At 59.1% G+C, this 22,760-nt stretch carries 15 protein-coding genes and 3 pseudogenes; 6 read left to right on the top strand and 12 right to left on the bottom strand.

From position 1 onward, the window contains the following. Nucleotides 1-38: 38 nt before the first annotated feature. The 4 genes and pseudogenes from BM222_RS28805 to BM222_RS28815 form a co-directional block, all read right to left on the bottom strand. Nucleotides 39-875 (bottom strand): citryl-CoA lyase, encoded by an 837-nt coding sequence (locus tag BM222_RS28805; RefSeq protein ID WP_092235691.1) that lies wholly within the window; start codon nucleotides 873-875, stop codon nucleotides 39-41. A gap of 15 nt (nucleotides 876-890) precedes the next feature. Beyond that, nucleotides 891-2,225: a CaiB/BaiF CoA transferase family protein gene (locus tag BM222_RS42875; protein WP_349509883.1), complete on the bottom strand. Its 1,335-nt coding sequence runs from the start codon at nucleotides 2,223-2,225 to the stop codon at nucleotides 891-893. A gap of 453 nt (nucleotides 2,226-2,678) precedes the next feature. Beyond that, a pseudogene (locus tag BM222_RS43090) lies at nucleotides 2,679-2,852 on the bottom strand (helix-turn-helix domain-containing protein); the annotation flags it as partial. 449 nt (nucleotides 2,853-3,301) lie between these two features. Next, nucleotides 3,302-4,045, bottom strand: a complete 744-nt coding sequence (locus BM222_RS28815; protein WP_177243533.1) for an OmpW/AlkL family protein — start codon at nucleotides 4,043-4,045, stop codon at nucleotides 3,302-3,304. Nucleotides 4,046-4,620: 575 nt separating this feature from the next. Here BM222_RS28815 and nifH point away from each other — a divergent pair. The 6 genes from nifH (at nucleotide 4,621) to BM222_RS28855 (ending at nucleotide 10,936) form a co-directional block, all read left to right on the top strand. Beyond that, complete coding sequence (gene nifH / locus BM222_RS28825) at nucleotides 4,621-5,505, top strand: nitrogenase iron protein (protein WP_092235830.1); 885 nt, start codon at nucleotides 4,621-4,623, stop codon at nucleotides 5,503-5,505. Nucleotides 5,506-5,653: 148 nt separating this feature from the next. Continuing rightward, nucleotides 5,654-6,430: a nitrogen fixation protein NifQ gene (locus BM222_RS28830; RefSeq protein WP_092235833.1), complete on the top strand. Its 777-nt coding sequence runs from the start codon at nucleotides 5,654-5,656 to the stop codon at nucleotides 6,428-6,430. A gap of 415 nt (nucleotides 6,431-6,845) precedes the next feature. Further along, nucleotides 6,846-7,187, top strand: coding sequence for a nitrogenase stabilizing/protective protein NifW (gene nifW, locus BM222_RS28835; RefSeq protein ID WP_092235703.1), 342 nt, complete (start codon nucleotides 6,846-6,848; stop codon nucleotides 7,185-7,187). 987 nt (nucleotides 7,188-8,174) lie between these two features. Then, nucleotides 8,175-9,284 carry an electron transfer flavoprotein subunit alpha/FixB family protein gene (locus BM222_RS28845; protein WP_092235709.1) on the top strand — a complete coding sequence of 370 codons (1,110 nt, stop codon included), beginning with the start codon at nucleotides 8,175-8,177 and terminating at the stop codon, nucleotides 9,282-9,284. A gap of 11 nt (nucleotides 9,285-9,295) precedes the next feature. Next, nucleotides 9,296-10,603 carry an FAD-dependent oxidoreductase gene (locus BM222_RS28850; RefSeq protein ID WP_092235834.1) on the top strand — a complete coding sequence of 436 codons (1,308 nt, stop codon included), beginning with the start codon at nucleotides 9,296-9,298 and terminating at the stop codon, nucleotides 10,601-10,603. Nucleotides 10,604-10,639: 36 nt separating this feature from the next. Beyond that, nucleotides 10,640-10,936, top strand: coding sequence for a ferredoxin family protein (locus BM222_RS28855; protein WP_092235712.1), 297 nt, complete (start codon nucleotides 10,640-10,642; stop codon nucleotides 10,934-10,936). 226 nt (nucleotides 10,937-11,162) lie between these two features. On the opposite strand, the pseudogene BM222_RS28860 reads toward BM222_RS28855, so the two are convergent. From BM222_RS28860 to nolL, 8 genes and pseudogenes are all read right to left on the bottom strand, one after another. After that, nucleotides 11,163-11,701: pseudogene (locus tag BM222_RS28860) on the bottom strand (carboxymuconolactone decarboxylase family protein). Nucleotides 11,702-11,707: 6 nt separating this feature from the next. Continuing rightward, nucleotides 11,708-12,262 (bottom strand): peroxiredoxin, encoded by a 555-nt coding sequence (locus BM222_RS28865; protein ID WP_092235838.1) that lies wholly within the window; start codon nucleotides 12,260-12,262, stop codon nucleotides 11,708-11,710. A 379-nt stretch (nucleotides 12,263-12,641) separates the two neighbouring features. Continuing rightward, nucleotides 12,642-13,001: a hypothetical protein gene (locus BM222_RS40350; protein WP_143106079.1), complete on the bottom strand. Its 360-nt coding sequence runs from the start codon at nucleotides 12,999-13,001 to the stop codon at nucleotides 12,642-12,644. A gap of 2,281 nt (nucleotides 13,002-15,282) precedes the next feature. Next, nucleotides 15,283-16,026, bottom strand: a complete 744-nt coding sequence (gene istB, locus BM222_RS28875) for an IS21-like element helper ATPase IstB (RefSeq protein WP_092235715.1) — start codon at nucleotides 16,024-16,026, stop codon at nucleotides 15,283-15,285. 11 nt (nucleotides 16,027-16,037) lie between these two features. Further along, a complete protein-coding gene (istA, locus tag BM222_RS28880) occupies nucleotides 16,038-17,570 on the bottom strand; it encodes an IS21 family transposase (RefSeq protein WP_177243538.1) in 1,533 nt (510 codons plus the stop codon). Between the two features lie 508 nt (nucleotides 17,571-18,078). Beyond that, nucleotides 18,079-19,271, bottom strand: a pseudogene (locus BM222_RS28885) (IS91 family transposase). A 9-nt stretch (nucleotides 19,272-19,280) separates the two neighbouring features. Then, entirely contained in the window at nucleotides 19,281-20,141 is an 861-nt protein-coding gene (locus BM222_RS28890; RefSeq protein WP_092235721.1) for a tyrosine-type recombinase/integrase, read from the bottom strand. Between the two features lie 489 nt (nucleotides 20,142-20,630). Then, nucleotides 20,631-21,770, bottom strand: coding sequence for a nodulation factor fucose acetyltransferase NolL (gene nolL, locus BM222_RS28895; protein ID WP_177243534.1), 1,140 nt, complete (start codon nucleotides 21,768-21,770; stop codon nucleotides 20,631-20,633). Nucleotides 21,771-22,760: the final 990 nt, after the last annotated feature.

The raw sequence follows: 22,760 nt of genomic DNA on the forward strand, positions 1-22,760 counted from the left end.
TGGTGACCACGCTTCTTTTGGCGCTTGGTTCACGATCGTTAGGCCGGGCTGAAGTCGCGTGGTGGCTTACCAGTGTAGGAATAGGGGACGCCTGGAGGCATCGGCCCCTTGATACGACCGCCCTGCTGCTTCTGCTCCCAGGCATGCGCGAGAATACCGACCGAGCGCGATAGGATGAAAAGTCCTCGACCGAGTGGCGGCGCGAAACCGAGTTCGGAGTAGATGAGGGCGGTGGACCCGTCGATGTTCATCGGGACCTTGCGGCCCTTGCCCTTTTCCAGATGTGCTTCTACCGCACGGCCGATGTCGGCAAACTTGCCGGAAATCACGCCGCGCTCATGAGCGGCATCGACCAGCGACAGCAGCCTCGGCGAGCGAGGGTCGATCGGGTGAAAGCGATGGCCGAAACCGGGCAAGATTTTCCCGTGTGTCTCGACGAAGGCGGCGATACCGGCCTGCGTCGCCGCTACAAGCGGCATACCTTCACTCATCCGTCGAGCGATGTCGGCGTACAGCTCCATGCATTGTTGACCGGCGCCTCCATGAACGTCGTCGAGCAAATTGATGGCGGACGCCATTGCTGAATTGAGCGGCAAGCCGCAGGTGATGGACATCCTGCTAACCGCGATCGAAGGCGCCTGCGGTCCGTGATCGGCCGCAGCCACAAGAGCTGCTTCAAGCAGAGCGGCATGATCGGCGGACGGGAGGTCGCCACGCAACAGAAGCCATATCATCTGTGGAAAGCTGATCGAGCCAATCATCTGCTCGATCGGAAAGCCACGAAAGCGGATGACGCCCGGCTTAATGTCGATAATGTCGGTCGACCACCACTTGGTTGCCTCGGTCAGGAGATCGGCGGGATTGGATTCTGACATGACCAGGATTCCTTATCAAGGGACGCGGACCACGCCGCGGTCAGCCATTTGGTCGATCTGTGCGCGCGTGTAGCCGAGCCGTTCGAGCCATGTCGCCGTGTCGGCGCCGAGTAACGGGGGAACGGACGGTTCGGGAAAGCCTTCGTCTAGAAGGAAGCCTGGGCGCGTCACCCGTAGCTGTTGCCTTTCGGCCGGTTCGAGAGGCAGCCTCTCGACGAACCGGCGTTCGACCAGCTGTGGCTGCTGCAGTGCGTCCTGGACCGAGAGCACGCACCCTGCCGGAACGCCGGCGGCGTTGAATACCTCCTCCCATTCCTCGGCGGATTTCGACTTGAGCGACTTGTTGATCTCGTCGCTCAGGGCTGCGCGATGCAGCTTGCGCGTGTGGCGCTCACCGAACCGTTCCTCACTCAGCAGATCGGGTCGTCCAATCAGTTCGCAGAGCTTCTCGAATTGTTTCTGTTCGTTGGCCGAAATGTTGAGCGGACCGGTCTTCGTCTTGAACGTGCCTGATGGCGCCGCCGTGAAATTCTCGTTGCCCATTGGCTCGGGGAGGATGCCGGCGTTGAGGTGGTTAGAGACCACCCAGCCCATTGCCGCCAGAGTCGATTCCAGGAGCGACACATCGATGAACCGGCCGCGGCCCGTCAAACGCTGCGCGACCAGTGCCGCCGAGATTGCGAAGGCTGCCGTGATACCGGCCATGGTATCGGAGATCGGAAAGCCGGTGCGCAACGGCGCCGATCGGTGGTCGCCGGTTACGCTCATCGCGCCCGAGAGACCTTGCACGATCTGATCGTAGGCCGGCCGGTTTGCCCAAGGCCCTTCCTGACCGAAGCCGGATATGGCGCAGTAAATCAGCCCGGGATTGCGCTTCGCGAGGACCGCATAGCCGAGCCCGAGCCGCTCCAAGACTTTGGGTCGGAAGTTCTCGAGCAGCACGTCGGCCTGGTCGACAAGTCGAAGAAATACATCCCGGCCCTCCGGCGATTTCAAGTCGATCGCGATCGATTGTTTACAGGCATTCACCGCAACGAAGGACAGGCCGAACAGGCGCTGTGCCATCGTGGGATCGGCCCCGAGATGCCGAGCCAGATCGCCGCCCTTCGGATTTTCGATCTTGATCACTTCCGCGCCGAGCCGCGCCAAGTTGTAGCCACAGAAGGGTCCGGCGAGCACGTTGGACAGATCGAGGACGCATACGCCCTCAAGCGGCAAACTCATGGCGATCTCCCTAACACGCTCAACCCCAGTTCTGTTTGGCAGAACATTATTCTGTTGTGCAGACCACGTGTCCCGGCAAGCATCGCGGAAGGCGAACGACTGGTCGCAACTGCCATTGTCGGCCATGACGCGGGTGACAGTGACGCCGATGCTTTTGTAGTAGGCCACGGCCGCTTTGAGAAAGGGAACGGCACTATCGGCCGTCTCGTCCGGCTTGATCTCGGAGAACGCGAGGCGGGAATGGTCGTCAATGCAGACGTGGACGAAACCCCAGCCAGCGCCGCGGCTCTTGTTCGGAGCACTCGGATCACAGGTGATGCCGTGGCCGACCCGCTGGAAACGACCGAGCTTTTTCGATGTCGTTGTAAATGATTTGCTGGGGTTCTCGCGCTCATAGCGGCGCTCCGGCTCGAGTGCCTCCAAATCGCGTATCCGGTTTAAACCCCAGGCGGCGTAGAACGCGCTTGACGGTAGCCGGCGAGACCTCGACCTCGGCTCCGATCTGCTTGCCGGTTTGGCGCTGCCGGCGCAAGGCCTCGATGGCGGTGCACGTGGCTGACGGGTTTGGCTTGGCGATGAGTGAGGTCGCGACGAGCGGTCGGGCAAGCCAGCCACACCTCCTGCGCGGAAGCGCTTGGCCCATTTGGCGACGGTCTTCGGCAGCCTGTTGAAAAGGTCAGCCGCGCCGGCCTGGCTCAACCCACCCTCGACCACGCTTCGCATCATCGCCTCTCGACCTTTGGGCGTCAAAGGCGCATTCTTATAGGACGTTCATCTGGTCTCTCCTTGGAACACTGAAGCTTCGCAGCCTCAGCTTCCTCGGTTCAGACCAGATGGACAACCTCATGACAGGCCACATCCTAGTACGCCGAAACTTTCGTGCCGCGTACCGCATTTTTATTTGGAGAACAAGAAAATCGCTTACAACGTGCGACAAGGCAAACATCTCATACGCGGCGTCGATCTATCTGTTGTCTGTCACCCACGCGCGGCGCGATCCCTTAACGCGAAGCGCGAACGATGCTACGAACGGTTCTCTCTCTCTCTCTCTCTCTCTCTCTCTCCCGTTCGCGTGCGAGCTGACGCGTTGACGGGTCACCCGGTCTCCAGCCATGCTGCGGCAAGGACTAGGAGACGCACTCGATGAGCTTGCTGCGTTCCGAGTTGATGAAACGAAGTCCTCGTTCTGGCCCATTCTGGCGTCAGAACTTGTAAGCGACGCCGCCGCTGACGAGCCATGGATCGATATTGGCGTGTCCGCTAACGGCAACCGCATTGTTCACGGTTGCGAAGTACTCCGGCCGCAGCCACAGCTTTTTCACGTCAAAGTTCAGGCCCCAGTGACGATCAAGCATGTAATCAAAGCCGAATTGGATCGCCGCGCCGAATTGGTTCCTGATGTGAAGATCCGTGACGGCAAGACTAGCGAGCGACGTATTGGCTGCGGATTGGTTGAAGAATACAGTGTAGTTGATGCCCCCGCCGATATACGGTTTAAGCGGCCCAAAATCGGTAAAGTGATATTGCAGGGTCAGTGTTGGCGGCAACAGCCAGGCTTTGCCGATATCAAGACCGGTTAGCGCGCCATTGCCGCTGATGTGATGGCTCGTCACCCCGAGAATTAGTTCAGTAGCTAAGTTCTTTGTGAAGAAATAGGTAATATCGAGCTCTGGTATGGCTTGATCGCTGATCGAAAGCCCAGCACTTGGTGAGGACAGTGATGGCGCCCCGGGGACGTTGACCGAACTGCCTCCGGCATCCGGCAAAACGCCGAGCACGCGCAGGCGGATCATCCACGGGTTGAAGGGTTCAATTGGGGAGGCTTTATAGTAGACCGGATCCGATCCCAAATCCGCACCGCGGACTGAGTTGCTGGCCAACGAGGTCGCTAACGCGAGGGTCGATACCGTCGCTAGAACTGTTCTTGCTTTCATCGAATTCTCCATTCCAAGAGTCGCGCGAGAAACCGCGCAAGGTAGCTGTTGCAGCCGCGTCCGAGAGCCCCTTCGAACTGTCTGCCGGCCAGCTCCGAAATCGGCGCGCCGAGTGTCACAATGCATTTGCGACAATCCCTGCTGGTTGGGATGATTGGAGCGCCTCCGGCGTATTCACTCTTCTCGAATTGCTGGCGTTGCGAGAGGAGCAGCAAGTTCCGTTCCATAGCTGCAGGCGTCGAGATGGTCCGGCCCACACCTGTTCTTGCGCGTTGATCGTTGTGGTTTTTTTGTTCGTTGTCTGACAATAGCGACGCAGACACCCTGTTAGATCCTAAACACTCAATGAACACGCAACGGCTGGCTGCATTTTGCAGTGCAATCATAAACGTAAGGTACGCAGTCGAGTGTTGGCACAGGCGTTGCTACCAAGGGGCAGCAACACTGAGTGAGGGCTGAGTGCACGCCGACGCGCAAAGCGAGCGATGCGCTCCTTCCCTTGAACCCGTGTGCCCTCGCTTTTGTGTGAGAATCAAGCTCACACAAGAAGCGCGCAACTTTTGGCAAATCGGTTGATGGAGAACAACATGTCTTCACTAAGACAAATCGCGTTCTACGGGAAAGGTGGCATCGGGAAGTCCACCACTTCGCAGAACACGCTGGCGGCGCTGGCCGAGATGGGGCAGAAAATTCTGATTGTGGGGTGCGATCCGAAGGCGGACTCGACCCGGCTGATTCTGCACGCCAAGGCGCAAGATACGATTTTGAGCCTTGCGGCCAGCGCCGGCAGCGTGGAGGACCTAGAACTCGAAGACGTAATGAAGGTCGGCTACCGGGACATTCGTTGCGTGGAGTCCGGCGGTCCTGAGCCAGGTGTCGGCTGTGCGGGTCGCGGTGTCATCACCTCGATTAATTTTCTGGAAGAGAACGGCGCCTACGAGAACATTGACTATGTCTCATACGACGTGCTTGGCGACGTCGTTTGCGGTGGCTTTGCCATGCCGATCCGCGAGAATAAGGCACAGGAAATCTACATTGTGATGTCCGGTGAAATGATGGCGATGTATGCCGCAAACAACATCTCCAAGGGCATCCTAAAGTACGCCAACTCTGGTGGGGTGCGGCTGGGGGGACTGATCTGCAACGAGCGGCAGACCGACAAGGAACTGGAATTGGCGGAAGCGCTGGCCAAAAAGCTGGGCACTCAGTTGATCTACTTCGTGCCGCGTGACAACGTGGTGCAGCATGCAGAGCTACGCCGTATGACGGTGCTTGAATATGCACCCGATTCCAAGCAGGCCGATCACTATCGGAAGCTCGCTCATAAGGTTCATAACAATGGCGGCAAAGGTATCATCCCGACCCCGATCTCCATGGATGAGCTCGAGGATATGCTGATGGAGCACGGCATTATGAAGCCGGTGGATGAATCGATCATCGGGAAGACCGCCGCCGAGCTCGCAGCCTCGTAAAGGTCGCGAGTCGCGGCCTTGTAAGGGCGCGCGACAGATGCCGGTCTCCTCACCGTCCCTCCCGGGAGACCGGCATACTGACGATCGACCGTCGCCAAAATTAGTGCGCGCCGTTGCAGACCTCGCGATTGTCAAAACTCACAAGATTATGTCCGAACCGCACGTCCCTTCGTTCATGGCTATAGGCGCTGCTGCTTCCAACAGCCAGTTGCACGAGGGAGTTGCCGCCTACCGTTTGCTCACCGGTGAGGCTCCTGCGGATGCTAATATCACTACAGACGCTAACCTCGATCGCCATGTCCTGGCGTCCATCCTGGCGGCTGCCACGATGGATGGTGGCTCCCTTCTTGAGAAGGTTGGCCTGTCCGGCGTTGAACTGGCGGCCCTGCTGGAACAGTACTTCCCCTCAACCACGATCAATGGTGGGGAGCAGGCCTGGCGCTCCAACGGCGAAGATCACGAGGAGATCGCCATGCTTCGCGATCTTTTGCTCAAGGAGCGCTCGACGCAAGGGGATATCGGACGATGGCTGGCTGCAATGATCGCACGTCGCGCCATGGAGCCGGACCATTTGTGGGAAGCTCTCGGCTTGCGTAATCGTGGCGAACTCGCTCTCGTGCTGAGCCGTCATTTCGGGCCGCTCGCCGCGCGCAACGTCAACAATATGCGGTGGAAGCGTTTTTTTTACCGCATGCTTTGCGAGAACGAGGGCGTTGTGATGTGCACGACACCCGTGTGCGACCAATGCAGCGAATTCAACGTCTGCTTCGGTGAAGAAAGCGGCGAGAGCCGGATGGCCGAGCGGCGGTGCGATTTGTTATTGCAAGAGGCTGCTCGGCCGGTTGTTGACGGTGACCCGTCATCTGAACAGCCGAAATGGTCGGAGATTGCATCGTCATCCGATAAGGCCACGCCGGATCTGTAGGCAGCGCGGGGAGGAGGCTAGTTATGACGTTTGGCTGCTAGCGCGTGGCAATGCGTCCAAGGCGGCAGAATGTGGACTGGCAACCGGAACACGATACCCGCCATGAAGGCTGGCGCGAACCGCGCATGAACAATTGCCTCGGCGAGGCGGCCGGGGACACTAGGCTTAATGAACTCGCGGTGACATTCAAGCAGAGTTCCTGGAGGCCTGGGTCATGCTCCCGAAGTTCAAGAGCGCGCCCAAGCGCTAGCCAGCCGCACCGCATGTGCGACGGTCATGAGCACTGCGATGATCGGTGAGTGCGTATTGAGCACGAATCCGGCGGTCACGCCATTCGAAAGACCAGCACACCTATCAATCGCTTGATGTTGTTTGCTTGAGCGCGGCCCAGAGGTAATCCGAAGGAGAATGCTTGATGATCAACTCGTCCCCGGCAGCCGGTATCCTGGATCGGCTCGGCAAGGCTTGTGCGGCAGAGGAGTTTTTTTCGCTGCTAGGTGTCGCATACGATCCTAAGATCGTGAATGTCGCGCGCCTTCACATCTTAAGGCGAATGGGACATTACTTCGTGCAAGAGCAATTTGCTGATGCACCGGAGGCGGAAATAAGAGCGCGGTGCAAGGCAATGCTGGAGCAAGCCTATGCCGATTTCGTAAGTTCTTCACCGATCGAGCAGCGGGTATTCAAAGTGTTAAAGGATGCCGTCGCAGATCCTAAGAAGGTTGGGGCCTTTGTTCCTTTGAGCGAGTTGAAGTGACGAGTACTCCACTGTAAGCGAACTGTGCGCGACGGACGCCGAGGCACTCCGTTGGCGTTGGCGTTCTCTTCATCGGCGCAAGTCCATGCGGCCATGAGCCGAGCGGTGGCTGTTCTATTCCTGACGCTTGTCTGGATTGTTCGTGCCAACGATATCAGGAGCTGTATGAATTGCCGCGCAGGCCATTACTTTCTGCTGACGTTCTATCGTCTTTGCGACTGGTACGACACTTGCTTTTTGGAGTGCTGATCGGATCATCGATGCGACAGACGCTAGCGTCCTCGATGAGTTCGAAGGAGGACCTCTGATGCTGCTTTTAAGTGCCTGCCGTGCCGCCCAGCGCCATCATATCGAGGCTCATGATCCCGTCAGGTACGTTCGCAGTGGACTTGGGCGCGGCCGCAGTCTTGCAGCGGCGGTGAAATGGTGACCAATGAACAAGTGTCCCCTTCGTGCTACTCCTGCAACGGGTATGCACAGTGGCATTCGCATCAAATCGGCCTTCGATCCCGATCAGAGTTGTCTCCATCTCATGGCGGATAGAAATCACGCCACAAAGAACGGGAGCATCGACCCGTGCGGATTGCTGCTGAAGGCACAGCATGTCTTGCGTGGCAGACGCGTTGCCAGGATCGATGTTGTTGCCGCCGCCAATGTGGAGCCGTCGGACCGAACAGAGGCGCAGTTACTGCGCAGCAAACGGTCTCGCACCTTCCGATCCGAAAGCGATTGGTCAAGATCATTGCGCCGCCCTAGCCAGCCGCGGTCGTGCTCGTCAAACCGGCGTGCAAGGGCTCAGTTTGCAATAACCCTCCAATCCGCCTGAACGGGTGCGTCTGTCGCGACGACATGTTGTTGTGTGACCCGGTCCGCGCACGCAGGAATGGTGTAAAGCCAGCCACTTGTCGGCCAAAAGTGCTCTTCAGGTTACGAAAGCGAGAAAGCAACCGTGGCGCGGGGGCGCGCATTGTTGAGAGGAATTTAGACATGAGCAACGTCAGCAGAACGGCCATGCCAGCGGGGGCCGGCCGCGCAGCAGCTAAAAAGGAACTGCCGGAGCACTTCAAGTCGTACAAACACGTCTGGGTCTTCGTCGAGCTGGAGCGTGGCCAAGTGCATCCGGTTTCCTGGGAGCTCATGGGTGCGGGGCGCACCCTCGCCGACAGGTTAAAGGTGGATCTTGCTGCTGTCGTACTCGGTCCGGAGGGGCAGCACACACGTAATGCCGCGCTTGAAGCCTTCTGCTATGGCGCTGATCTGGCCTATCTCGTAAGCGACAATGTTTTGTCGGACTATCGCAACGAATCCTATACAAAGGCGCTAACCGAACTCGTCAACGCCTACAAGCCTGAGATCCTGCTATTGGGTGCGACGACGCTCGGTCGCGATCTCGCAGGTTCTGTTGCGACGAACTTGTCGACGGGGCTGACTGCCGACTGCACCGCGCTGGACGTCGATGCAGATGATTCGCTTGCGGCGACGCGTCCGACCTTCGGCGGCTCGCTGCTCTGCACGATCTATACCTTGAATTATCGTCCGCAGATGGCCACCGTCCGCCCGCGAGTCATGCCGATGCCTGAGCGCGTTGCACGCGATGCCGCTCATATCATCGTTCATCCGCTCGGCCTTATGGAAGAAGATATCGTCACAAAAGTACTGTCGTTCCTACCCGACCGCGATGCGGAATCGTCCAATCTGGCCTATGCCGATGTTGTGGTTGCGGGTGGCTTAGGACTTGGATCGCCCGAGAACTTTCGATTCGTTCGCGAGCTCGCAGCTCTGCTTGGCGCTGAATATGGCTGCTCGCGTCCTCTCGTGCAAAAGGGGTGGCTTACGTCTGACCGGCAAATTGGCCAGACAGGCAAAACCATCCGCCCGAAGCTCTATATTGCTGCTGGCATCTCGGGAGCGATCCAGCACCGGGTTGGCGTCGAGGGCGCGGATCTGATCGTTGCTGTCAACACTGACAGGAACGCTCCGATCTTCGACTTTGCTCATCTCGCGATCGTCAGTGATGCCATACAATTGCTACCCGCGCTGACTGCCGCATTTCGCGCGCGGCTTTTGCCGGAGTCGCGCGCCCGGATCGCGGTTTAGAGGAGATAATGATGATCGAAGAGAGATTCGATGCAATCGTGGTCGGAGCCGGTATGGCCGGCAACGCAGCCGCATTGACAATGGCCAAACGGGGCATGAAGGTGCTGCAGCTCGAGCGGGGCGAATATCCCGGCTCGAAGAATGTGCAGGGCGCAATACTCTATGCCGATATGATGGAAGAGCTGGTCCCAGGATTTCGCGAAGAGGCGCCGCTCGAACGTCACCTGATTGAACAGCGGTTCTGGATGATGGACGATCGCTCCCATGTCGGCATGCACTACCGTTCGGAAGACTTCAACGAGGAGCGGCCGAACCGCTACACGATTATACGCGCCCAGTTCGACAAATGGTTGTCTTCAAAAGTGCGGGAGGCTGGCGCGATCGTGCTGTGCGAAACCACCGTCACAGAGCTCGCGCAAGACGACAATAAAAGGATCATCGGTGTTCGTACAGATCGCCGAGACGGCCAAATACATGCCGACGTCGTGGTCTTGGCGGAAGGGGTCAATGGCCTGCTCGGCACGCGTGCAGGTCTGCGTGCGCGCCCGACCCCCGATAACGTGGCGCTGGCGGTGAAGGAAATGCACTTTTTACCTCGCGAGACCATCGAGGCGCGCTTTAATCTCCAGGGCGATGAAGGCGTTGTGATTGAGGCGGCCGGTACTATTTCCCGCGGCATGACCGGAATGGGCTTCATCTACGCCAACAAAGAGTGCATTTCGCTCGGCATCGGTTGTCTCGTCGCCGACTTCCAGCGCACCGGCCAAACGCCGTACGGTCTACTCGAACAATTCAAGAGGCATCCGTCGGTGGCGCCTTTGATAGCAGGGTCCGAAGTGAAGGAATATGCGGCTCATCTCATTCCCGAAGGCGGTTACAAGTCAATTCCGCAGCTCTATGGAGAAGGCTGGGTCGTGGTGGGCGATGCAGCCCAACTCAACAATGCCATTCACCGAGAGGGCTCCAATCTCGCATTGACCTCCGGTCGTATCGCTGCCGAAGCGATAGGTCTATTAAAATCGCGCGGCGCATCGATGAGCGCAACAAATCTGTCAATCTATAAGAAGATGCTAGATGAATCCTTCGTCATCAAGGATTTGAAGAAGTACAAGGATATGCCGCCCCTAATGCACACCCACTCCCAAAATTTCTTTCTTACCTATCCGCAGCTCATCTCGAAGGCAATGCAGAACTTTGTGCGCGTCGACGGTACGCCAAAGGTGGAGAAGGAGAGGGCGAGCCTGAAATCCTTTGTCAAGGCGCGGTCGTGGTCGGGTCTGGTCGGCGATGCTTGGCGCTTTGCCCGCGCCTGGCGCTAACCGCAACAGGAGAAGTTCAACAATGGAAGACCACACATGAGTTGCGATACCCCAGTGCGCGTCGAAGACAAGCTGTATTATAATCGTTATCTCGTCGACGTCGGATACCCCCACGTCAAGGTCCGTCCGCACACGACGCCGTCCCCGCAGCTACTTGCACTTCTGAAAGTCTGCCCCGCGCGATGTTACGAGCTCAACGATAACGGCCAGGTCGAGATAGCTGTTGACGGCTGCATCGAGTGCGGTACCTGTCGTGTGATCGCCGAGCCGACCGGCGACATCCAATGGAGCCATCCGCGCGGGGGATATGGCGTGTTGTTCAAGTTTGGGTGATGGTAGACGCTCGTCGAGCGACCCAGGCTAGGCGACAGGAACGCGTCCTTTCCGAGGCGCATTCGGTGTCCCTCGCAGGCCGGCGGGAATTCGACGAGGACGCTCCTCCGAGAACGCTGGGCTGCCGAAGTGGCCAAAAGTGACGCTGGTTCAGTAGCCGGAACGGGCTCGATGTGGGGCCACTCAGTGGCAATCAAGCTCCGTTGACCGGATTGTGGCGTAAAGATCAGCCTCTCGCCTGAGGGAGCACGGCCTCAGGAGTGTCGATTGCAATTGCCACTGCATGACTGATCGCAGCAAGGCGCACGGGTGTGTGTATCGCTTCGGAGTCGACACCCGCGGCTCTCAATGTCTTCCCACGGGCATCAATGCCGGCACCGCAACCGTTTATGACGGAGACGGCAAGCGACCACGGCTCGAAATCTGACCTGGTCACGCCGGGATTGCCGGTCACTTCCATATGTGGTCGTGGCGGCATCGTCTTTTATTCCGTGGGTGGAAACGAGGTGAGCGAAGCGGTAGTAGAGGCTGTTCATCGCCTCCACTGGGGCTGCGGCTTTTGCCGCGGCAATCGCTTCAGAGGTCATCAGCGGGTTCCATCGCAGCAACCGGAGCGGTATTACGGGTGGCTGTCGTGCTCGCCAGCAGCAGCCCGTACTTTGGTTGTGGCGAATGCGTCTCATCGGCCACCAAGAAGGTCAACTTAAGCCCGACATCCTCGGCAAAATCGGGAATCATGGCGTAGATCTGCTCGAGCGATGACATGCTGCGTCAAGCAACTTTCAAGGTCTCGCCGCCAATATCGCGGTTGCAGGCGCAGAGCTCGTCCGTTTGCAGCGCGTCGAGAACACGGAGCGTGTCCTTGGGACTTCGCCCGACACGAAGATTGGTCGCATAGACGTGCTGAATCGTGTTCTGGGGGTCCACAATAAAGGTGTACCGGTAGGCAACCCCATCGGGCGATCGCACTCCAAGGCCGTCCACGAGCGTTCCCTTTGTGTCGGCAAACTGCCAGATTGGTAGTTTGTGCAAGTGGGGATGTGAGCGCCGCCAAGCAAGCTTGCAGAACTCGTTGTCAGTCGAACCACCCAGCACGACCGCATCGCGGTCAGCGAATTCGTTGGCAAGGCGGGCAAACTCAGCAATCTCCGTCGGGCAGACGAAGGTGAAGTCCTTGGGATAGAAGAAGATGATTTTCCATTTTCCCGGAAAGCTCATTTCAGTCAGCGTCTCAAATGCACTCTGCCCTTCTTCTTCCTGCGCTTGAAAACCTGGCTTGACGCCCGTGATGTCGAATGACGGCAACTGACTTCCAATTCCGAGCATGCTGTCCTCATAAACTTGCGTTCTGTAGATCGTGAGTCCACCGTTGAAGCAAGCCATATGCCATCCGTTCTCGCGAGAGGAATCAATCGGGTTTAGACAGGCATGCTCGCGCTGGGCGCCTCAATCAGCGCCCTTACGTAGCCAATCGCTTTCTTTGCTAAACCCAACAAGTCGTTGGTTGCGGACAGCGCACTGACCGGTGAGAAAGTCTAGCTTTGCCGCGAGCGCCTGAGATGTTCGCGTACAAGCGTTGATCTGGCCTGATAAGGCTTGCGTCAAAACCGCCAGTTCTCGCGCCCCGCAGACGCTCGCTGACATTGTTCAACAGCAGATTTGCCGTCTTCAGCAGGCTGAGCGACATCAGTTCCGCTGAAAAAGATTAGCTAGATCCTCCACCTTTGTGTTTGTCGTGGAGCTTCACTAAATAATAAAGCGCAAATGCGCTGAGTCCAAGAAAGGCTGCTAGGAATTCGACAACATGCAATGTCGCCGGCTTCAGCGTTCCTAGTGGATTGCCGCATAGATAATTGTCTATCTCAATTGGGATATTATTGTCGCCGCTTAGTTGCGTTCGATAGCGCCAGCTTGAGGCGGTGCGACATCGCGGGCTAATCAAGGATCCCTGGGCTTCAGTAGCTGATTTGACACTTGGGTTGGGAGCGATAGTCATGCCCTCCGCATTCTCGGGTGCGAGGAGGGTCAAAGCTAAGTCCAGCAGGATGAATCGGATAAGTCTCATTCGGACTCCAGCGCAGCGGCGACTACTTACCCCCGCGAATCTGCTCGACCGTTTACGCGAGCAATTCGCGTGCCGTTTGTTGGAGTATCGGCGGAACTAACTCGAACGACGCCTTAACGCTCTCGCCTGCAGCCTTCACCCGCCGCAACCCGCTGTAGGGCTTTAGACGCTCGCGTCGCCAACCGCAGGTGTAAGACTACGTGATGAAAGTGAGGTTGATCTACCGCCGTTCTATTGGAGATGGAGCTCCGCCGGTACTGCTGCGCGTGCTGTGTAGACGCAGCTTGTCACTGCTCCGGTCAATGGATGCCCTTTGCACCCTCACCCCGCAATAGGCGAAGCGCCATCCAGGAAAATCGGGACTTTCGTAAACGAGAGCAGGCCGTCAAGCCTGTAGTCGTTGGAGATTCATTGTACCGCCCCCCAAGGGGGGCTCTAAGAATATATTTACAATTGCCGAAAGCCAAAAAAGGCTTGAATCGATCGTAGCGTCAGGTTGTACGCCTTACATAGGAGAGCGCGATGTTCGAAGCGAGCATCGCCCCACAAGCGTGCTGACCAGGTTGTGCCGCCCTCTTGCCAACGACCGTGTTGCGCTTGTCGACGATGATTCCAGAGGCCTTAACCAGGAGTTGCTTGCCGCACAGCGAGACGGCCGCAGACGCGGCCAATCCGGTGAACTGAACATGCTTGGGGAGAAATAAGTACAGTGAAGGACATGCGGCCTAGAACAGGATGCGTGGATCAAGAGCTACGAACGAGCCGCGTCTGCGATGCACATCCGCGTGTGGTCGCCCTTGCTGTGATAGTGATCGCAGCATCATGGTGGATAGGACGGGCAGATGCGCGAGACGGTCGGGCTGAGCAGGTCTTGACCTCGTGCAGATCAGAAGTGACGCGCTTCTGTGGCCAATTTACACAGCGTGGCGATGAGGACGTAGCCATTTTCTGCCTTAGAGACAATTTCGAGAACTTGCGAGATAAATGTCGCCGCATGGTTCCGGCCGCGGCAGAGAAAAGTGATGGACCGGTACGGCGTATCAACAAGCTTCCGCTCGTCCTCCATCGAGGGAGGAAACAGTCCGGGCGGCAATTGCAAAAGTCGACCGTCACTGAGGAATTCAGACGATGGTCGCCGGAGTTTGGCCAGCTTGGTATTGAAAGATGATCTGTCTGGAGTCGGCGCCCTGTCCAGCCACGACTCATCAACTGGAGGACTGAGCTCCGTGCATCAATTGGTCTCGACCACGGTAGTGGGGAACAAACTGCCATGACGATGGTCTCGTGCACGGAAATCCTCAGACGACCGATATGGGACGATCTGCTCCCCACATCTATTTGACCAAGATGTCATACATCTATGTCCAGCCGGAATTAGAACAGCTATCGTGCCGCGGTTTTGCTGCACGGCTGATGCATACCTGACTGGCTCGCCGCTGGGTCCGCTAGAGATTGAGCACGTCCTCCATGCGGGCGACGTATTCGCCATCAACCTGCGGAATGCACCCATGTCCTTGCGCCTAGGCGTACCGTACCGTCATTCTCTGCCAGACCTCGTGGACTTTCTCGTGCGACGGCCTTTTTTCTTGGGTGAGCTTGACGAGTGCACCTGCGGGCAAATCGAGCGTCCAGCGGGGACGCCCTTTGGAGGGGCCCACAAGCAGCTGCCAACAGCGAGGCTTCCTCCTTGTCCGTGAGCGTGCGGTCCGCCGCGGGGCACGTCCTCATTCAGCGCCAATTCCAGATTGCGCTCCACAAAAGGGCCCCTGATCCGGTACACGGTCGAGCCGCCTACGCCCACGTTCTTCGCGATCTCCACGTCGCCAGCCCCGCGCATCGGCAGCCAGCAAAGTCTGGCGCGCTTGAGTTTGCGAGACATGCTTGCTGCCGCTAAGAGCCGCCAAAGTCCATCACGCTCGACCTGGCTGAGCTCGGCTCGGTAACGTACATTCATGCTTGGCCCCTGGGCAGGCACAAACAACTAAAATCGGGATAGCCGGTGCGAGGCCCCCGGCAAAAGCCTCCACATTGCGGATTCCGACGAAGTCGCCCAGGCGTACCGATATGAAGTCGCCCGTGGATTCCGAGACGATGTCGCCCACCTTTCCGATTTGATCTCGCCCAGCGGCGAGGCGTTCTGGCCGGCTGGTTCTCTGGCATCGGTCAAGCCGCGCGGTCAATCTGGAATCGCGACTTCAACCTTTTTTCTTCTTGTGCGGTTGCTGTGGGCATGTGGGCAACGCGATTGCGTTGTCCAAGCGCAGCGGCATGTCCACAGCGCTCAGGTGTTTCGGGCGGATTGCCGGGTTCGGCGCAGGCTCTCACCGGTGAGGTCGAGCCGATGGGCGTTGTGGACGAGGCGATCGAGCACGGCGTCGGCATAGGTGGGATCTCCAATGAGCAGATGCCACTGGTCCACGGGGAGCTGGCTGGTGACGATGGTGGAGCGATGACCGTAGCGATCTTCGAGGATTTCCAGGAGGTCGTGACGGGCGCCGGCATCGAGCGGCTCGAGCCCCCAATCATCGAGGATCAGCAGATCGACACGGCCAAGGCCGCGCAACAGGCGTGGGTGACGACCGTCGCCGCGGGCGAGCGCCAGATCGTCGAACAGGCGCGGGACGCGCTGATAGAGCACGGAGCGATTGTCGCGACAGGCCTTGTGGCCGAGCGCCGAGGCGAGCCAACTCTTGCCGACGCCTGCCGGTCCGCAGATCAGGAGATTGACGTGGTCGTCGATCCAACGGCCCTCGACAAGCTTGGCGAACAGCGGGCGGTCGAGACCGCGCGGGGTACGATAGTCGATGTCCTCGACGCATGCCTGCTGGCGCAGCTTGGCGTAGCGCAGGCGAGTGGCGAGGCGTTTGTCGTGCCGCAGCGAGGCTTCACGTTCGAGCAGCAGGGCAAGCCATTCGGCGTGACCGAGGCTGCCAGCCTCACCGGCGGCTTCGATGTCGGCGAAGGCCTTGGCCATGCCGTGGAGGCCGAGGGCGTTGAGGCGGTCGAGGGTCGGATGGGTGAGCAAGGGACGGTCTCCTAATTGTAGTAGCGCGGTCCGCGGATGTTGGCATGCAGGATCGGCGCATCGTCCGCGGAGCGCTGGTGAGCGGGACGCCGATCGAGATTGTTGGCGAGGATCGACTTGACCGAGCCATAGGTGCGCGCGCCGATGTCGATCGCGCGCGCAGCCGCCGCGTCCAGCCGTTCGCGCCCATAGGAGGCGGCGAGCCTGAGGATGCCGAGGCAGGCGCGGAAGCCTTGTTCGGGGTGCGAGCGCTCGTCGAGAATGAGGTCGCACAATGCGCTGGTTGCCGGCCCGATCGCGGCGGCGTCCTGACGGATACGCCCGATAGTCCAGCCGGCGTAGCGCCGATGGCTGGAGGCCATGTGCTCCGGCACGGTGGTGTGCTTGTGATTGCCACTCATGCGCTGATGCGCGGCGATCCGCTCGCCTTTGTGGAAGATCTCGACGGTGCGGGCGGTGAACCGCACCTCGACCTCGGCACGCGCGAAGCGATGCGGAACGCTGTAATAATGCTTCTCCACCTCGACGTGGTAGTCGAGGCTGACGCGGCGGATCCGCCATTCGGCGAGCACGTAGGGGCTCGCCGGCAACGGCTTGAGCGCCGGCCGGTCGATCTCCTCGAGCAGCCGGCGGCGCGTCACGCCGAGCCGCCGGATCGGCCGCTCCTCGTTGAGCCTGGTGAGCAACTCGCCGATCGCTGCGTTGACCTCGGCGAGGCTGTAGAAGACGCGGTGGCGCAGGCGGCCGAGCAGCCAGCGCTCGATGATGAGGACGGCCTGCTCGACCTTGGCCTTGTCGCGCGGCTTGCGAGGTCGCGCCGGCAAGACGGCCGTGCCGTAATGCGCGGCCATCTCCGCATAGGTGCGATTGATCTGCGGGTCGTAGAGGCTCGCCTTGATGACTGCGACTTTGGTGTTGTCAGGCACCAAGAGCGCCGGGACGCCGCCGATCGCCGCGAAGGCGCCAACATGGGCGCTGATCCAGTCGGCGAGCCCCTGCGTCCACGTCGCTTGCGCGTAGGTGAAGCTCGAGGCGCCGAGCACGGCGACGAAGATCTGCGCCGTCCTCCGCTCGCCGGTGAGGCGGTCGACCACCACCGGCATGCCGTCGCCCGCGTAGTCGACGAACAGCTTGTCGCCGGCCGCGTGCGCTTGGCGCATCGTCACCGACAGGCGTCCCTCCCAGGCGCGGTAAAGCTCGCAGAAGCGCGAGTACCGGTATCCGCCGGGCTCGGCACCGATGTACTCCTCCCACAGGATCGACAACGTCACGTGCTTGCGCTTGAGCTCGCGGTGCACCGCCGCCCAGTCGGGCTCGGCGATGCGGCGATGACCCTGCCGGTTGCCGTTGCCGGTCTTGGCGAACAGGCGGGCCTCCAGGGCCGCGTCCGTGAGTTCGTCGGGCAACGGCCAGCTCAGGCCTGCGGCCTCGAACCGCCGGATGGTCAGCCGCACTGTCGAGGGCGCCGCGCCCATCCGCCGAGCAATCTCGCGGCTCGGCAGCCCAGCCGCCTTCATCCTGATCACATCGCGCACATGGCGCATCGCAAGCCTCTCCGTCGGCATCCAGGGTCCCCCTTCGCAAAACCGAAAGGTTGACCCTATGGGAGCCAGAAGAGGCCTCGTCACCCGGGCGACATCATCTCGGAACGGGTGGGCGACTTCAAATCGGAATGGTGGGCGAGATCATCTCGGAATCCTGGAGGGTTCAAATAGGTCCCGCGTCACAGATCTCACCGCAAGCGCTGCGCGGGACCTGTTTGAAGCCGGATTGAACGAAGCCGCGTCTTGTGAGCGCGGACCTATGGGCGCTCGATGCAGGAGCCGGTAGGCGCGGTTGATCCGATACTGAGCCCGCGGACGAGCGAGGCCGCCGATTGTTGTTGAGATTGGCAGCAAAGGATACCGCCGTCGATAGCGGCGAGCCGCGGGTCATGCATGGGCGGCCGACGCCAGCCCTTTCGCCAAGCGTTGTGAGCGTGCTTGACCGGTCCGACGGAGAACGTCGGCATGACGATGCATGCAACGGGAGCGAACAAGTTGAGGTGGTTGGTCATGATGTATCGCAGCGAGGTGTTGCGCGTCGCTGCGTTGGCGCACGCGGCACAAGCCCAATCTCGACCATGCGGCCTCCGCAGACGGGGCACAAATCGAGGCGGTGACCGGTGAGGATGGCGCAGCGCTCGCGATAGTCGACAGCTTCGGCACGTGGAGGTGGCTCCTGCGCCGCAAGCGCCGCTCGGATCCGCGCGAGTTTGGCGGCGCGGCAGGCGTTCGCCAGGAACCCAAAATGACGGATGCGGCGGAACCCCTTCGGTAAAACGTGGAGCAGAAAGCGACGAATGAACTCCTCAGTATCGAGCGTCATCACCTTGGATTTGTTGCCGGCGCGATAATCCTTCCACCGGAAGCGGACTCGGCCCTGCTCACAGGTAAGGAGCCGTCCGTTGGCGATCGCAACGCGATGGGTGTAGCGCCCGAGATAGGCCAGAACCTGCTCAGGCCCGCCAAAGGGACGCTTGGCGTAGACGACCCACTCGATCTTGCGAAGGGGGTTTAGATGGCGGGCGAATGCCGCTGGTTCGACGAGGTGCGCGAGGTGGCCGAAGAACTGAAGCTTGGTGCTATCGAACGCCGCCTGGAGGCGCTCCAGGAATAGCCGACGATATAATCGTGAGAGGATGCGAACGGGAAGGAAGAAGCCAGGGCGACAATGTATCCAGCTTCCATCAGGTGCGATCCCGCCGCCTGGCACGAGGCAATGGCCATGCGGATGATGCGTCAGGGCCTGGCCCCAGGTATGGAGAATGGCGATCACCCCGGGCTCGGCACCGAGATGCTTCGGGTCGGCGCTGATGAGACGGATCGTCTCGCTGCCGCCTTGAGCAGGATGTCGTAGATCACAGCCTTGTTCTGCAGCGCGATGGCGGCCACGGGCGCTGGCACGGCAAACACGACATGGAAATAGGGCACCGGCAGCAGGTCGGCCTGGCGATCGGCGAGCCATTGGGCGCGCGCGAGCGCTTGGCACTTTGGACAGTGCCGATCGCGACAGCTGTTGTAGGCGACGCGAACCAGGCCGCAGTCGTCGCACCGCTCGACATGGCCGCCGAGCGTCGCTGTGCGGCACGCCTCGATGGCTGCAATTACACGGCGCTGGTCGGACGAGAGCCGAGGGCCCTGCGCGGCACGGAACGCGACACCGTGGCGGCGGAAGATGTCGGCCACCTCAAGCACGGGGCGCATATGCGCGGCTCAGTCGGGAGGGATCACCGTGATGCAGAGCCCATCGAATGGGCTGGTCGTGCGGGCGAGCAGATTGGTCGCGACCTGTGCGTAGCGCGCGGTCGATCCGAGGTCGGCATGTCCGAGCAACACTTGAATGATGCGGATGTCGATCCCGTTTTCCAGAAGATGGGTCGCAAACGAGTGCCGGAGAGTGTGGACGGTGATCGGCTTGGCAATCCGAGCGCGGCGCCGGGCGGCCCGGCAGGCTGCCTGCACGCCGCGGACGCTGATATGTTCACCTGGGTCTTGGCCTGGAAATAGCCACATCCCTGGCCGTGCTCGCATCCAGTAGGCACGCAGAACGTCCAGCAGCCGCGGCGAAAGCATCGCGTAACGATCCCTCCCGCCCTTGCCGTTCTCGACGTGGATCAACATTCGCTTGCTGTCGATCGAGCTCACCTTCAGGCGTACGACCTCGCTAACCCGTAGGCCTGCCGCATAAGCCGTCGCCAGCGCGACGCGGTTGCGCAATCCCGTAACCGCGTCCAGAAAGCGCCCGATCTCTTCGGCACTGAGGACCAGCGGGAGCTTGTCGGGCTTCTGGCCACCGATGATCCGTTCGAATGCCTCCCTCTGCCCGAGGGTCACGCCGTAGAAGAACCGCAGCGCGCAGGCCACCTGATTGATGTGGGACCACGAACGCTTTTGACTGATAAGATGCAGTTGGTAGACGCGGACCTGCTCGAAGCTCAGCCGGTCCGGAGCGCAGCCGAAATGTCGGCTAAACTTTGCGATCGCATAGATATAGGATTGCTGAGTCGACGGCGACAGATTGCGGACCGTCATGTCCTCGATCATGCGCTGGCGAAGAGGGCTCATCGTAGCCATCTGGGTCTCCTGTCTTGAGAGGGGTGGTGCGAAGACCAACATCCTCTCAGACAGGGCACCTCAGTTCACCAGGCTTGCCCTCACTCCCGCGCAGCGGGTTCGTTCAATCCTGGGCGACATCGATCGGAATCCGCATCCACATCAAACAGCGGCAGTACCTTGCCTCCATCCGCCTTTATACGCTCTGCACTGCAGATCCCCGGCGAAAGTGCAATGCAGGATTATTTCCGCGTCGACGCGCCTTCGATCCACCAAATGGTGCCGAGATTGGAACGAGCCGATCTCATGGGAAAGCAAAGGACACCCGTAGCATCGAGGTCCTCGTGGATCCCAAACGGGCTGGCGGAGATAATCTGATCGCCGTCACACGCAGTCCGTCATAGTCCCGGTGCAGAGCGATTCGGACGGACGGTGGAGGCTGCGAAGAGCGAACCGAGACGCGGCGCGCCGATGATCTAGAGGGCTTACGACCGGACTAGGGCCACAGCTCTACTTAGGCGCGCGCCGACCTGCTGGTTGAAAGGCGCGGGGTGAAGCTCCCAGAATGAGCTGAGAAAGATATGGAATGTCGCGTACGGTTCGGCGCACCAACAGCGTGACGAGAACAATCGCTCCCCCTAGAATTCCCGCCTCGGCCAACCTGTTTGTGATTTCCGAAGACTCTGCGTACTGGATTGAATCCATGAGGCGAAATACCGTACCTTGAATTAAGTACAGAACAAGCGTGCTCTGTCCCATTTCAATTGCGATAAAGCGGACGACTCGATTTGAGCGGCCAAATCTCCAGCATTGTATGAAGAGCTCAATCATGATCGCTGAGGCTGCCGCAGATCCAAAAAGCATCAGGAGTACGTTCTTCGCCGACATCATATCTCGAACCAAGGCGAGATTGTTGTAGACGTACGTTGCCTTCTCCCAGGATAGAAAGCACGCCAGCGCCGCCGTGCAGAGAGACGCGATTAAGAGCAGCTTGCAACGGCCTCTTATGCTCGTCCAGCGGTCTCTCGACTGGCCAAATGAGAAGCCCAGGCAGAAAAACGGGTAAGTATACTTTATAAGAGGAAATATGGAGAATGTCAGCGGCACAAGGCCGACCGCTACGACTGATACGAACAAGCTCCAAGGCGAGCAATGATCGAAGGTCAAAAGAAGCTTAACGAGAAGAAAACAAACGAACGCGGCCCAAATGAACCAGTACGTGCCGGTGATATCGTATAGCAATGGCAAAATGTAGCCCGAAGCGTCAGGCACGCGGGGAAGCACAGCCAACTTTGCTGTTTCCAGGAGAGCGCCCCAAAACAGCACGGGCAGCAACAGCTGCATTGCCCGATCGCCGACGGCCTGCGCCAACGATTTCCGCAACAGCGTACGACAAACCAGAAATCCGCTTATCGCCATAAAGAGAGGCATGTGGAACATATAGATCCATTTGAAGCATAGCGAGTCCCAGAAGGCTTCATCTCGGTAAAGGATGTACTGGATGAGGTGACCGACAATCACCAAAATGATCAGCACTCCTTTGACGAAATCCAAAGCTAGATCGCGATCGTTCGCCCCTGGCGCTCCAGGCGCAGTCGGTCCGGTCAAATTTCGCAATGTTAAATTATTCGCTGCTGCAGCTTTGATCATTCAAGATCGATTCGCCCGATCGTCGTGGAGGCAATTACCAACTAGAAGCTATGCTCCAATAGTTGGCTCGGCACCGATCTTCAATTATATGGAGGGGCGTGAACGGTATAAAGAAAGAGGGAGTGAACTATACGAGGGTTTGCCGATATCAAGTCGACGTCACTACGATCGGCTTGCAGGTTGAGCGGTTACCTCGTTTCAAGAAGTACCTGAGCCGATCATGCAGGAGGATTCGGCCTTGCCATCACATGCAGCGCCACTGCTGCGTCAGCCCGCTTTCGGTCCTGACTGTTGCCGTCGAACGAAATAGACGTCATCCATCGGCGTCAAGCCGGCGATCCCAGAAGCATCCACATCCTCGTGTCCCCGGAAAACTTAGCGATCCTAACCTGGCTCGATATCCAACCATCAAAATCTCTGTGACGAGCTACTAGTTAGTTCGGTCCCGACTGCCAGGGTTAACGTACAGGCAGTGCTAGAGAAGCTCCCTTTTTCCCTGACCAGCTTTACGAGGTGAGTGTGCTTGATGGCATTGCGCGCTCTTGATCGCAGGCTCAGGGGCAATCGGCTCGCTCGATGGCAGTGCTCTTGGGCGACTGTACGTTAGGACTCAAGGTCAAAGGGAATGCCGTCGACAAAAGCCGTTCAAAGGCAAAAAGATGTTGAACCAGACGCTTCTCAACGGTGATGCGCTCCGCACCAGGCGGCCCACTTTTAAGTAATCGACGGCAGCGCCAGATTTCGTTCCGCAGCCATCTGATCTCACTTAGTGTATCGTCAATTGAAGTCATCTCGGATGTGGTGGCCCTGGAGTGTCAAGCATAGCCAGCGTTATCGTGCGGCACGCTTTATGCTAAATTCAATATCACCATCGCGCCACGACTGTGGCGAGGAGTCTCGGCAGATCATGACGTTTTACGGCGCTCCGGTTGGGTGATTTGCATAATTCCTGCGCGGCGCATCATTGACTGGTGTGCAAGCAAATAACCA

Origin of the sequence: Bradyrhizobium sp. Gha (genome assembly GCF_900113735.1) — a bacterium.
Classification (GTDB): Bacteria; Pseudomonadota; Alphaproteobacteria; order Rhizobiales; family Xanthobacteraceae; genus Bradyrhizobium.